The 13287-nt window shown below is 65.4% G+C and carries 11 protein-coding genes and 1 pseudogene; 6 read left to right on the plus strand and 6 right to left on the minus strand.

Features of this window, described 5'->3' with window-relative positions:
* Positions 1–9 precede the first annotated feature (9 nt).
* A complete protein-coding gene (locus ACZK13_RS10185) occupies positions 10–702 on the plus strand; it encodes a Rossmann-fold NAD(P)-binding domain-containing protein (protein ID WP_253143266.1) in 693 nt (230 codons plus the stop codon).
* 2 nt (positions 703–704) lie between these two features.
* Here ACZK13_RS10185 and ACZK13_RS10190 read toward each other — a convergent pair.
* From ACZK13_RS10190 to ACZK13_RS10200, 3 genes and pseudogenes are all read right to left on the minus strand, one after another.
* Positions 705–3106: pseudogene (locus tag ACZK13_RS10190) on the minus strand (response regulator).
* Positions 3099–3566: a response regulator gene (locus ACZK13_RS10195; protein ID WP_125894043.1), complete on the minus strand. Its 468-nt coding sequence runs from the start codon at positions 3564–3566 to the stop codon at positions 3099–3101. Before ACZK13_RS10195 ends, ACZK13_RS10190 begins: the two are co-directional and overlap by 8 nt.
* The gene (locus ACZK13_RS10200; RefSeq protein WP_263009988.1) at positions 3563–5800 is read right to left on the minus strand and encodes an ATP-binding protein; all 2238 of its coding nucleotides are present in this window, start codon (positions 5798–5800) and stop codon (positions 3563–3565) included. Before ACZK13_RS10200 ends, ACZK13_RS10195 begins: the two co-directional genes overlap by 4 nt.
* Positions 5801–6051: 251 nt before the next feature.
* Here ACZK13_RS10200 and ACZK13_RS10205 point away from each other — a divergent pair, with 251 nt between their 5' ends.
* Complete coding sequence (locus ACZK13_RS10205) at positions 6052–6345, plus strand: hypothetical protein (protein ID WP_125894047.1); 294 nt, start codon at positions 6052–6054, stop codon at positions 6343–6345.
* A 16-nt stretch (positions 6346–6361) separates the two neighbouring features.
* On the opposite strand, the gene ACZK13_RS10210 is transcribed toward ACZK13_RS10205, so the two are convergent.
* Together ACZK13_RS10210 and ACZK13_RS10215 are read right to left on the minus strand one after the other, a co-directional pair.
* Positions 6362–6847: a TspO/MBR family protein gene (locus tag ACZK13_RS10210; protein WP_125894049.1), complete on the minus strand. Its 486-nt coding sequence runs from the start codon at positions 6845–6847 to the stop codon at positions 6362–6364.
* A gap of 70 nt (positions 6848–6917) precedes the next feature.
* On the minus strand, positions 6918–9113 hold the full coding sequence (locus ACZK13_RS10215; protein WP_253143124.1) for a hypothetical protein: 2196 nt from the start codon (positions 9111–9113) through the stop codon (positions 6918–6920).
* A 133-nt stretch (positions 9114–9246) separates the two neighbouring features.
* Between ACZK13_RS10215 and ACZK13_RS10220 the strand changes: the two genes are divergently transcribed.
* The gene (locus ACZK13_RS10220; RefSeq protein ID WP_253143125.1) at positions 9247–9726 is read left to right on the plus strand and encodes a GNAT family N-acetyltransferase; all 480 of its coding nucleotides are present in this window, start codon (positions 9247–9249) and stop codon (positions 9724–9726) included.
* Positions 9727–9815: 89 nt separating this feature from the next.
* On the opposite strand, the gene ACZK13_RS10225 is transcribed toward ACZK13_RS10220, so the two are convergent.
* Complete coding sequence (locus ACZK13_RS10225) at positions 9816–10424, minus strand: FMN-dependent NADH-azoreductase (protein WP_125894055.1); 609 nt, start codon at positions 10422–10424, stop codon at positions 9816–9818.
* 276 nt (positions 10425–10700) lie between these two features.
* Here ACZK13_RS10225 and ACZK13_RS10230 point away from each other — a divergent pair, with 276 nt between their 5' ends.
* The 3 genes from ACZK13_RS10230 to ACZK13_RS10240 all read left to right on the plus strand — a co-directional run bounded on the left by ACZK13_RS10230 (position 10701) and on the right by ACZK13_RS10240 (position 13164).
* Positions 10701–11645 (plus strand): IS481-like element ISStma3 family transposase, encoded by a 945-nt coding sequence (locus ACZK13_RS10230; protein WP_012510977.1) that lies wholly within the window; start codon positions 10701–10703, stop codon positions 11643–11645.
* Positions 11646–11755: 110 nt separating this feature from the next.
* On the plus strand, positions 11756–12181 hold the full coding sequence (locus ACZK13_RS10235) for a DoxX family protein (RefSeq protein ID WP_125894057.1): 426 nt from the start codon (positions 11756–11758) through the stop codon (positions 12179–12181).
* An 89-nt stretch (positions 12182–12270) separates the two neighbouring features.
* A complete protein-coding gene (locus tag ACZK13_RS10240; RefSeq protein ID WP_253143126.1) occupies positions 12271–13164 on the plus strand; it encodes a LysR family transcriptional regulator in 894 nt (297 codons plus the stop codon).
* The last annotated feature ends 123 nt before the right edge of the window (positions 13165–13287 follow it).

The following is a 13287-nucleotide window of genomic DNA, read 5'->3' on the forward strand; positions in this document are numbered from 1 at the left end:
GGTGCGATGATGGTCGGGACGGGTGCATTACGGATTCTGTTGACCGGTGCCGCAGGCCTGGTCGGGCAGGGTGTGGTGCTGGCCTGCCAGCGCTCACCGCAGGTCTCCCGCCTGACCGCGCTGGTCCGTCACCCCGGCAGTCTGAGCGGTACCGGCAGCGAACTGATTGTCCCGGACTTTCTGCGTATCCAGGAGCGGGTGGAGGAGCTTGCCGGGTTCGATGCATGCCTCTACTGCGCCGGTGCGCCACCGGTCGGCACCGCCGAGGCCGAGTACCGACGCGTTACCGTGGACACCACGCTGGCGGTGGCCCGTGCCTGGGCGGCCGCGAATCCCGAGGGATGCTTTCTGTATGTATCCGGTGCGGGTGCAGACCCTCAGAGCCGGCTGATGCCGCTGAGGGTCAAGGGCGAGACCGAAGTTGCTTTGCAGGCCCTGCCGGTGCGCTCGGTGATGCTGCGCCCGGGTGGCGTCAGGCCGGTCGCGGGAACCGGCACCCGTCATGCCCTGTTGAAGCCCTTGTACTGGGGCGGCGCGCCGTTGATGAAGCTGGCCGGTGCGATTGCGCCTTCGTTGATGACCAGCAATCTGGCCCTGGGCCAGGCGATGATTGCGCTGGCCGCCAGGGAGCATCCGCCGGCCACGGTGGAGTGCGCGGACATCAACCGGATCGCCGCTGGCATGCGCGATCCGGCGTCCTGACCTCAGTGCGGCGTCGCCTCCAGCGCGGTGCGCACCGCCGCTGCAAGATCACTGCGGGTAAACGGCTTTGGCAGCAATGAAACGGCGCGTCCCTGGCTGCCCACCTGGTCGTGGTCGCGTGGATAGCCCGACGTGAACAGGACGGCGACTTCCGGCCAGCGTTCACGTACTTCGTGCACCAGTTCCCAGCCCGACATGCCGGGCATCACCACGTCCGAGAACAGCAGATCCACCTTGGTGTCGGGGCGTTCCAGCAGCCGCCTAGTGCGGAGGGTCCGTCGTGGGCTTCCAGCACGCGGTAGCCGAGCAGCCGCAGCGCATCCACCGTGTGGGCGCGGACATCGTCATTGTCCTCGGCCACCAGAATGGTTTCCTCGCGCGGTGAGTAACCCGCCAGGCCGGTCTGTGGGGTGCGTGCTTCGCAGGGCAGGGACAGCGGAGAGCGCGGGAACATCATGGTGATGCTGGTACCGCCGCCTTCCACCGAGTCGATCAGCACGTGGCCACCGGACTGCTTGACGAAGCCATGCACCATGGACAGGCCAAGCCCGGTGCCGCGGCCAACCTGCTTGGTGGTGAAGAACGGCTCGAACACGCGCGCCAGGGTCGCTGCGTCCATGCCGTGGCCATTGTCGCGCACCCGCAACATCACGTACTCGCCTGGCGTTGCATCGGGAAACAGGGCGGCGTAGTCGTGGTCGAGGTGGCTGTTGTCGACTTCGATCACCAGCCGGCCGCCATGCGGCATCGCATCGCGGGCATTGACCGCCAGGTTCAGTACGGAGGCCTCCAGCTGGCTGATGTCGATCTCCACGCACCAGATGTCCTCGGCGTTGCGGATCTCCAGCTGCACCAGCTCACCCAGTGCACGCTGCAGCATGTCGTGCATGTCCAGCAGGCGTTCGTTGAGGTTGGCGGCCTGGCTGTGCAGCGGCTGGCGACGGGCAAACGCCAGCAGGCGCTGGGTCAGGCTGGCGGCACGGCCGACGCCTTTCAGTGCATTGTCCAGTGCACGGCTGACCATTGCCCCGGGTTCTCCGGCGCGTTCGTTGAGCAGCATGGCGTGCTCGACGTTGCCGGAGATGACCGTCAGGATGTTGTTGAAATCATGGGCGATGCCGCCGGTGAGCTGGCCGACCGCCTCGATCTTCTGTGACTGGCGAAGCGCGTGTTCTGCTTGTAGCCGCGCGGTGGTTTCCACCGCCTCGGAGACCACGGCGGTGACCACGCCTTCGGTATCCAGCAGCGGGCGGAACGAGAAGTCGAAGCTGCGCCGCCCGGTCGGGAGTTCCAGTTCCAGTGCATGCAGCGAACTGCGGCCCTGTACGGCTGCGGCGACGGCCTGGTCGATCAGCGCACTGATGCCATCGGTTGTGGCAAACCAGAGCGATTCGCCGAAGCGCGCGCCAACAGTGTCCTTCTTGTCCGCAAGCACCGCGGCCAGTGACGCGTCATTGGCATCAACCACGCGTCCGGACAGATCCAGCAGCACCTGATGCTGGAAGCTGGATTCGAAGATCGCCTGCAGGCGCCGCTTGCTGGCCCGCAACTCGGCGGTGCGTGCCTGCACCTGTCGCTCGAGAACCTGGTTGTCCTCGCGCAGCGCCAGTTCGGCCTGCTTCAACAGTGAAACATCGCTGCCCATGCAGATGTAGCCGACCACGCTGCCATCGGCCGCATGTTCCGGTACGCAGTCCATCTGCACGAATCGTGATTCGCCGCTGCGGTGGACCAGTTCGACCTGGAAGCTGGTGCGCTCGCCCTGCAGTACCCGCTCCAGGCTGGGCAGGGCGTGCTCGAAGGCGGAAATGCCGCTGACATCCCGTGCCGCGCGACCCAGCAGTTCGGCCAGGCTGACGCCGTGCCAGTCCAGGAACGCCTTGTTCGCGAAGCGGTAGCGATGCGCCGTGTCGAGCTGGGCGATCAGCGCAGGGACGGCATTGGTTACCTGCTGCAACTGCGCCTGGCTGTCGTTCAGTGCGGCCTGCGCCTGCACAAGCTGGGTGCGTTCATGGGCCTCCTGCCGCGCACGACGGATCGCATCCGGCAGGCGCTGCAGGCGCTGCTTGACCACGTAGTCGCGCGCGCCGCGGGTCAGCGCCTGCACGGCCAACTCCTCGGTAAGCGTGCCGGAGACGAAGATGAAGGGCGTCTGCGGAATCCGCTCGCGCGCCAGCGCCAGTGCAGCGTCGCCGTCGAATCCGGGCAGCACATGATCGGCCAGGATCACATCGAAGGCGCGATTCTCAATTGCCTCGATGAAGGCATTGCGGGTCCACAGGCGCTCGGCCTCGAAATCGAGGCCGGCACGCTGCAGCTGTGCGCTGATCAGCTCCGCATCAAGCGCGCTGTCCTCCAGCATGAGGATGCGCAGGCGCTCGCTGCGGCGCGATCCATCACGCATTGTGCTGCCCCGAGCCGTTGGGCCGATGCGGCGGGGGCTGGTTGGTGATGCCCCAGAACATGCCCAGCCCTTGGATGGCGTCGAAGAACTCCTTGAAGTCCACTGGCTTGACCACGAATGCGTTCACGCCCAGTTCGTAACTGCGCACGAGATCCTGTTCTTCGCGCGAAGAGGTCAGCATCACCACCGGGGTGCTGCTCAGCTGTGCGTCACCACGCACCTGTTCCAGCACTTCCAGGCCGTTCACCTTGGGCAGCTTCAGGTCCAGCAGCACCACCACCGGGCCGCCGTGCATGGCGCCGGCGAACTTGCCTTCGCAGCGCAGGTAATCCAGCGCTTCGGCGCCGTCACGTACATGGATGACATCGTTCAGCAACTGGCAACGCGACAGCGCCGCCAGCGTCAGCTCTGCATCCTTGGGGCTGTCCTCTACCAAGAGGATCGGCCGCAGGTCCCTCATGGGTGATCTCCTGTGGAACGGGGTAGGGTGAAGTGGATCGTGGCGCCCTTGCCAGGTTCGCCCTCGGCCCAGGTCCTGCCGCCGTGGCGGCCGACGATGCGGCGCACGTTGGCCAGGCCAATGCCGGTGCCTTCGAATTCCTCGACGTGGTGCAGGCGCTGGAATACGCCGAACAGCTTGTCCACGTAGCGCATGTCGAAGCCACAGCCGTTGTCGCGCACGAAGAAGTGGTCTTCGTCGTCGTTTCGCTGGTGACCGACCTCGATGACCGCCTGCTCGCGCTCGCGGGTGAACTTGATCGCGTTGGCCAGCAGGTTCTGCCAGACCAGGCGCAGCATCGTCGGGTCGGCTTCGACCTCCGGCAACGGCGCAAGCGTCCACTGCACGTCGCGGCCGCTGTAGTCCAGGACCAGGCTCCGGCGCACATCCTCGGCCAGCGCGGCCATATCCAGCCGCGCCCGGCCCAGCGTAGAGCGGCCCATCTGCGAAAAGCTCAGCAGGTCGTCCACCAACGTTCCGGCAGATTTGGCCGACTCCACGATCGTATCCAGGAAGCGGCGCTCGGTATCGTTGAGGCGTTCGCCGGCCGAGCTGCCCAGCAGTTCCGAGTAACCGACGATATGGCGGAATGGCGCGCGCAGGTCATGGCTTACGGAGTAGGAAAACGCTTCGAGTTCCTTGTTGCTGCGGACCAGCTGCTCGTTGAGCTCAGCCATTTCCTCGGCCTTGCGCAGCACGATGTCGACGATGGCCGTGCGCATCTCGTGCGCGGCATCGCGGTCGGCGTCGTTCCACGGCAGGCTGCGCTGCTGCACGGTCTCTTTCCATGCTTCGAATGAACTGCGCGGGGACAGTGCCACGCCGGGCGCCGCCGCTTTGCGTGGGTCGCCCCCCCAGCGCACGGTGTGCACCACTTCCGGGCGGAACCACATCAGATAGCTGTCGTGCAGCTGCGAAATGGACACCGCCAGTACGCCGCTCGCCACGTCGGACAGGCGCGCGCCGGGCGCCCAGTCGGCTGCCAGATGGTCACTGCAGTACGTTTCCTGCCCGGCCTGCTGTGCGGCCAGCCAATCGGCCAGGGCCAGCACGTCGGTCGCGGGCGGGCACTGGCCCACACGCATGCAGTCGCCCTTGTGCACAATGGCGGCGCCTGCGGCACCGGTCAGCGACAGCAGGCTGGCTTCATCGTGGCGCAGCGCAGCCATGAAATCCTCGTCGCCGGCCATGCGTGCCAGCAGCTTGACCAGCACCGAGCGGCGCGCCACGCGTTCTTCGATGGCGCGTGCACGCTCCTTCAGCGCGATTTGCAGCGACAGGATCTGGCCCATGAATTCACAGGCGGTGCGCACGTGATAGGGCAGGCGGCGCGGCTGCATCGTGTGGCAGGACACCAGGCCCCACAGCTGGCCCTCATGCACCAGCGACACCGACATCGACGCGCCGGTGCCCATGTTGCGCATGTACTGCAGGTGCACGGGCGAAACGCTGCGCAGCACGGCCAGGCTCAGGTCGGTGGCCGGCGCGTCGCGGTGCTCCTCGCTGCGCATCAGCGGGGCAGGGGTGTAGTTGTTGTCCGCGATCAGTCGCACCCGGTTGCGCCGATACAGCTCGCGGGCCTGGGCCGGAATGTCCGACTCGGGGAAGCGCAGGTCCAGGTAGGACGGCAACTGGCCGTTGCCATCCTCGGCGACCACGATGCCGTTCCAGCCGGCATCGAACTGGTAGACCAGAGTGCGGTCGAAGCCGGTCAGCCGACGCATGTGCGCGGCCGCCAGCTGGCACAGATCTTCCACGGTGGTAGCCGATTCGATGCCGGTCATCAGTTCGCGGATCGACGGATACAGTTCTTCCAGCGAACCCGGTTGGCCGGGAACCGGTGCCTCCAGCTCGATCAGCAGATCGCTGGCGGAGCGATGCACCAGCAGCTGATGCCGCCCGTGGCCGTCCAGGTGCACAGCGCCTACATGGGCGCTGCTGCCCACCGTGGCCTGCTGGAACAGCGCCTGGAAGGGGGCCAGCACGCCGCCCAGTACCTCGCTGACGTGCTGCATCAACGGTTCGCCGAACTGCTTCAGCAACCCCGGCTGGCTGATGGCGCGCTCACGCACCCGCAGTGACTGAGGCTCCACTACCAGAAGCACCCCATATGGCTGGATGGCACCGGGCGTATGAATCGGTTCGCGCGCACAACGGGACTGGGCGGTGTCGTGCGTGGACTCAGCAGAAGGCATCAAGGGCGGGACTCATGATTCGTGGATGGCTGGAAAGGCCCAGCGTCGCATCCGGCATGCATGGATGGTGAAGCAAAATCGTGCATTCGCCTACCAGCACGTTCGCGTGAAGAGCGTTTCATTCAAACCTGAATTCTTCATCTGACCATTCCAACAGCACTTGCATGTTTCGCGAAAGGTACATGTGCGCTGCACGCGCGCTCGACACCGACTTGCCTAGGGTGAACGCACATTCCTGAGTGACCACGCCCGTGAACCTGCAGACCTTGCCTTCAACGCCATACCGCATGCTTGCCGACAGCTGCCAGTTTGAGCTGCTGGATGTGGATGCCCTGCAGGATCCGGCCAGTGGGCGCCTGCTCCACCTGTACTCGCTGGTTGCGCGCTGCCTGTGCTGCGAGACGGTGTTCAAGGCGGAAGAGGGGCAGGGACTGGTCAGCCACACCGCCGCGCGGGTGGTGCGATGCCCCACGGGTTGTGGCCAGCAGGCGTTCAAGCCGGCATTGCTGCGTGCATGGAAGCCGCAGCGCGTCGCACAGGCCTGAGAGCACTGATACTGGCTCACAGCACCCCGGGATTGGCGCGCCACACCGCGAAGTTCAGCGCCGAGGCAAACGATATCCAGGCCAGGTAAGGCAGCAGCATCACCGCCGCACCGCGATGGATGCGTGCGAAGGCAACGATCGTTGCGCAGACCAGCGTGATCAGTACCAGGATGTCGACGAAGGCCAGCGCTCCCAGCTTCCAGCCGAAGAACAGCCAGCTCCAGAGGGCATTGACGGCCAGCTGCACCAGATAGAGCACCAGGGCCGGTTGCGCGTTGCGCCAGCCGCGTTCGCGCCAGACCAGCCACGCCGCAATGGCCATCATCGCGTAGAGCAGGCTCCACACCGGGCCAAACACGCTGGCAGGCGGTGCCCAGGCAGGCAGGGCGAGGGTGGCGTAGAAGCTGGCGGCGGAGGCCGATGCCCATGCGCCGACTGCGGCCGCCGCAAAGGTGGCCACGCCCCATCCCAGAAGACCCAGAGCCTGTGAACGCCGCTTCATTCCGTACCGCTCCATCCTGCGTTTACCGCTCATACGAACGGAAGCGGCAAATGGATGCAGCCCGGGGCGATCAGTCTGAAGAACCTGCGGCGCTTCCACCTTCGGCAGCCGGCAACAGCGAAGGGCGCTGATCGAACCATTCACGCGCCTTGGCCAGATGCCACTGGCGCTGCTCGCCATCAAGCTCGATGCCGGCGCCCAGCAGCCCCCAGCGCAGATAGAGATCGCCACGCTTGCGCTGCTCCAGCAGATCCAGCCGCGCACGTACCGACAGGCGATCATTCTCGGCCTGCAAGCCGTCGATCAGCAGATGACCCGGGCGCCAACGCAGCGTGGCCTGTGCATCGACCTGGCCGGAGTCGAGCAGGGACAGCGTCCAGCGCGGGTAGTCGGTGCGCTTGGCGAACACGGCCAGCAAGGGGCGTGCATCGCTCAGGGTCAGATCGGTGATAGCGTCCACCTGGAACGGGGACTGCGCGTCGATGCGGCCCCGCTTGAACACGGCGCGGCCTTTCCACGCGCTGCTGGAATCGGTGCCGGCCACCTGCACATTGCGCAGCTCCACGGTGGTGCCGGACAGATCGAAATGGCGCTGGTTGAAGTCCCCGCGGCGAAGCGTCGCGTTCACGTCGACATCGCCGCCCATGTCCAGGCCCGCCACCTTGGCGCTGGCATTGCGACCTAGCAGCCGCGCGGTGCCATGGCCGACGCGGCCATCGGTGTCGAGCGTGGCGTCGCCGCTGAGGCTGCCGGAGCCACGCAGCAGGCGCACCTGTTGAGAGCCAAGGTAGCGGTTGTAGGCGGCCAGGTCCGGGATGGTCGCTTGGCTGAAGCGCAACCGCGCACGAACGCCCTTGCGCAGTTCCTGCAGGCGGCCATCGCCGGTGAGGTCCACGGCCAGGTCGCGACCGTCGAACAGGCGTACATCCTTCGCATCGCTTGGGCGAGCGGTGAAGCGGGGCAGCCGGATCGCCAACTGTGCCTGAGTGGGGCTGCCGGCCTTCAGCTCGCCATGCGCACTGGCCGTGCCGGCCAGCCGCACGCCAGCGACCTCGGCCACGGCGGCAGCCGAAGGGATGTCCACGGTACTGCCTTCGATCAGTTCGCCATTGCGCAGGCGCAGATCTGCTTTCAGGGTGCCGCCGCCATCCAGCTGCAGCCACGGTTTGCGTACGAACAGGGCAGGGATCCAGTTGAGCGAGGTGAAGGTCCATTCGCCGCGCACAGTGCCGGAGCTGCGTTCCAGCAGCTGGGCAGGGTGCTGGAATGGAATCTCGCGCCCGGTGATGTGCAGGTCGGCATCGATGCCAGCGGCCGAATCCGGGCGTGGCGGCAGGCGGGCCTGCAGGCGCAGGTCGTTGGCCACGTTGAGCTGCAGGGCCAGCACGCCGCGATCGGGTGCGCCGTCGCCGAGGTAGAGCGGAACCTGCCAGAGCGCGTGGTCACCAGGTTGCAACTGGCCGTCCAACAGGTGGACCGCCAGTTGCAGGTGACCGGGAACCGGCGAACTGGAGATGCGGGGCGTCTGCGCGTCCGTATCCATGCGCAGGCCCTGGCTGCGCGCATCCACTTCAAGTTGCGCATGCAGCAGCTTCAACTTGGCCAGGCCGGGCGCCTGGTCGCGATAGTGGCGCGGATAGCTGAAGCGCGCGGTCAGATCCATGTCGCCCAGCAGCTGCACGCCGTCATAGCTGGTGTCTGCCTTGCTGAACGAGACTTCGGAATCGAACAGTTCGGACGGGCCGCCGCGCAGCTGCTTGAGGAACCCGACCGTACCCTGGCCCTTGCCGATGATCAGCAGCTTGCCGAGCCGGGCACTGCGGATGCTGTCGCTGTGGATGGCGTCGAAACGCAGGGTCCAGCCTTGGTCGCTACGCGGCGGTGACGGAATGGCGTCCTCGACGCGACTGATCTCGGCCGACACGCCAGTGGCCTGCAATCGCGGAACCCGCACTTCGCGGCGGAACAGGGGCAGGACTGCCAAGCGGGCGCTGGCACGCTCGGCGTGCAGTACGTAGACGGTATGGTTGACGTGACCGCGCATATGCACGTTCCAAGCAATGACGTGGCCCGGCAGCAGCGTGATGGCCGGGCCGGTCGTCATCACGAACTTGTGCGGCTTGCGGTTGGTGACCTGGTCGAACAGCGGGGTGTTGAGGAAGATGTTGCCGGCCAGCAGGTAGAGAACGTACACGCCCAGCAGGATGTAGCCAGCGACGCGCCATCGGCGGAGCCGGTGCGGGATGCGCGCGGGAATAGGTGGCATGTACTGTTCCAACGGCTGGAATTCACTCAACTATTGCGGAACCGATGGCGGTGGCGCGTGAAGCGGGTGCGGGGCGCTTGCTGGATTCTGCTAGTGTCCGCCTTGCCCACTACGCCGATCCGCGAGGAATCGCATGGAAATCCGAGCTGCCACCGACGGTGACTTCGGCGCCATGTGGGCGATTTTCAAGGCGGCCATTGCGATGGAGGATTCGCTCCCGTTCGCCGGCACCTTCGAGGCCGGCACCTTTCGGAGCCATTGGTTCGGAGTGCAGGCGGCCTTTGTGGCCGTTCTGGAAGGGCGCGTGGCCGGAATGTACAAGATGGGCGCCAACTTCCCGGATCTGGGTGCGCATGTGGCCAGCGCCACCTATGTGGTCGATCCTCGGGTACAAGGTCGCGGCATTGGCCGGGCGCTGGTGGAGCACAGTCTTGATCGAGCCAGATCGGAAGGCTTCCTGGCCATGCAGTTCAATTACGTGGTCAGTTCCAATGCGCCAGCGGTTGAGCTGTACCGGAAGCTGGGCTTTGCCGTGGTCGGGACGCTACCGGCGGCGTTTCGGCATCGAACGCTGGGGTTGGTTGATGTATATGTGATGCACCGGTTCCTGTAGACAGCGATATCGCTGTCCATCGGCTTCGGTGCGTCGGGCGGAATGGGATTGAAATGCCGTGGCGATGTGTATCGCCGACGGCACAGCTATCAGGCGAAGACGCGCTCGATGTCCTGCTGGGCGTGCCGCAGTGCCTGTGCGCGCGCATCGTCGCCCATTGCCAGACCTTCGGCCCGGATGAACTGCAGGTCGGTGACGCCGAGGAAGCCGAACAGGCTGGTCAGGTAGGTTTCGTGATGGTCCATGGCCGCACCCGGCACATCACCGGCGTACATGCCGCCGCGGGTGGAGGCGATAAGCACCCGCTTGCCGCCCGCCAGGCCTTCCGGCCCCTGTGCGGTGTAACGGAAGGTCTTGTCGACAATCGCAATGCGGTCGATCCAGGCCTTGAGCTGGCTGGGAATGCTGAAGTTGTACATCGGTGCCCCGATGACGACGACATCGGCCTGCAGGAAGGCATCCAGATCGTCGGCACCGAGCGCCACGTCCTGCTGCAAGGCATCGGCTTCGATGGGGGCGCCCTGGGCAGCGGCAAGGTGGGGCGGAGCAAGGTGGTCGACCGGTGCCAGGGCGAGGTCGCGGTAGGTCACGTTCACGTCGCCATGCTGCTTGCGGGCAGCTTCGATGAGCTGGGCGGTGAGCTGGCGGCTGACCGACTGCTGGCCCAGGATGCTGGAATCAATGTGCAGGAGCTTCATGGCGGTTCTCGTAGTGGAGGGTAGGACGGGCCCGGCGAACGCACTGCCATGGGCCACGGCTGCACTCTATTTCGGGGCATTGGGCCCCACTAGCCGATTGCAGCGGATTTCATTCGTCCACGGATGGGGGCAATCCCGCTGTGGGTGGATTCGTCCATGAATGGACGGGTGAATTCCCCCTGGGGCGGCTAGTTGTGATCTCTCTGTAGGTTGTTCATCCGGGACATCTTTGGAAAATGGTGGTTACCACACCGTTCCAGTCCCCAAAGAGCCCGGATGAACAATCATAAAAATGCCCGTTTGACGCCGTTTAGTCGAGCGCTTCTGGTCCGCCGCATCCTCCACGAGGGCCTACGCCCGGAAGAAGCAGCTCAAGCGTGTGGCGTAAGTGTGCGTACGGCCTACAAGTGGCTGGCCCGATTCCGCCAGTTCGGGGCACCGGGCCTGGAAAACCGCAGCTCACGGCCTCACCAGACGCCGCATGCCACACCTGCTCCGGTAGTCGAGCAAATCAAGGAGCACCGCCGTAAACGGCAGACCTACCTGACCATCTCCAAGGCGCTGGGGGTCGGCCACAGTACGATTTCAAGGCTGATGCGCGCCCACGGCCTCAATCGGTTGTGTCGGCTTGATCCGCCCAAGGAGGTGATCCGATACGAATACGATCAGCCCGGAGGGCTGCTGCATCTGGACATCAAGAAGCTGGGCAACTTCCAGCGGCCAGGGCACAGAACCGATGCCAAGCGCAGGGGAAACGCCGCCGGCGGTGGCTGGGGCTACGTCCACGTGGCCATCGACGATCACTCCCGGGTCGCCTTCAGCAGCGTCCACCCCAACGAACAGGGCGAAACCGCCTGTCAGGCGTTGCTGGGCGCTCTGGAGTACTACGCCAGCCTGGGAATCACCTTCAAGCGGATCCTGACCGACAACGGTGCCTGCTATCGCTCTACCGCCTTTGCCAAGCTGCTCAAATCCCTTGGGATCAAGCACATCAGAACCAAGCCCTACACGCCGCGGACCAATGGCAAAGCCGAGCGCTTCATCCAGACCAGCCTGCGCGAGTGGGCTTACGCCTGCGAGTACGCATCCTCGGACCAGCGCAATTCCGTGTTGAACCAATGGCTGCACCACTACAACTGGCACCGTCCCCATATGGCGATCGGCGGCCAGCCACCTATCTCAAGAGTACGGCTGAACAACGTAGTGGGTTTACACAGCTAGTGGGCGGTGGAAGGGGCGCCTAGAGTGCGTCCCGCTGGCAATGATGATGTCGTCGTTCCTGCCGCTGCCACCGTCCCTCTTGTTTCAACACGCCTCCAGGAAATGCAGACATGTCCACTTATTCCACAACCACCTTTGGTGCCTCGTCCTCCACCCGCCTGCAGGGCGCAGTCGAACTGCTCGGCCGCCTCCTGCTGGTCGCACTGTTCCTGCTGTCGGGATTCGGCAAGCTGAGCGCCTACGAGGCCACGGCGGGGTACATGGCCTCGGTCGGTGTCCCCGCGCTGATGCTGCCGCTGGTGATCCTTGCAGAGGTCGGCGGAGCGCTAGCGATCGCAGCGGGTTGGCAGACCCGGCTGGTCGCCATGTTGCTTGCCGGCTTCACCCTGGCTACCGCCTTCCTGTTCCACAACAACGTTGCTGATCAGACGCAGATGATCATGTTCCTCAAGAATGTCTCCATTGCCGGTGCATTCCTGATGCTGGCCGCCAACGGCGCAGGCCGGTTCAGCCTGGATGCGCGCAAGGCCCGATGAGGGCAGGGCGCTGCGCCGAGCGCCGCGACACCATTTGCAACACAATGCAGGGACCTCCGTACCGGAGGTCGTCTGCATGGAGACCACGGGTGATCGATCTCAATGATGTGGCCCTGTTCGTACAGGTGGCCAAAGCCGGCAGCTTCGCCGAGGCCGCGCGCCGGATCGGCATGCCCTCCAATACTGCCAGCCGGCGCATCCAGCAGCTGGAAGAGCAGCTGGGTGTCCGGCTGCTGCATCGTTCCACCCGCAAGTTGACCCTGACCGATGCCGGTGAGGGCCTGTACGCACGCAGCGTGGAGCAGATCGAGGCGCTGGCGGACGCCACCCTGGAGCTTTCCGAGGGAAGCGAAGTGCCGGTGGGCAAGGTGCGCGTCGCCGCGCCGGTGGACTTCTTCAACTGGTTCCAGCTGGAGTGGGTGCAGTCATTCCTGCAGGCCCATCCACGGGTCCGCCTGGAGTTCGTGCTCAATGACGCGCGCGCCGACCTGGTCGCTGACGGCATCGATGTTGCGATTCGCGCAGGTGCAGTCACCGGGCCAACACTGATCGCGCGCCGGGTGGGCAACAACCGTGCAGTGTTGGTGGCCAGCCCGGCCTACCTGGGGGCACGGGGAGCGCCCAGCTCATTGGAGGAGCTGTCCACGCACGACTGTATCGCCGTGCCCTCGGGCTCAGGGCGCACGCAGTGGCGCTTGATGGGGCCGGATGGCCCCGCCGACGTCGAAGTGCGAGGGCGATTCAGCGCCAACTCGGCCTTGGCCTTGACCAAGGCCTGCGTGGCCGGCATGGGCATCGCGCTGCTGACCGAGGCGATGGTGGCGCAGCCGTTGCGGGAAGGGACGCTGGTCCAGGTCCTGCCCGACTACCGTATTGATGGGCTGGAGTTGTTCGTGGTCTACCAGAGCCGGCGGCAGTTGCCACGCGCCGCCAGCGCGTTTGTCGACTTCGCCACGACCCATCTGATGCTGGGCAACTGGTAAGCACCTGAGCGGGAGGCGCTGCCGCCTCCTCGCGTGGCAGCCATTGCTCCAACGATGGAGGAATGAAATCCGAACTGGCGGGCTACTGCCATGAGTGCTCAGTGCCTACCTTGGGCGTACGAC

The organism is Stenotrophomonas sp. 99219_Sma, assembly GCF_056480785.1.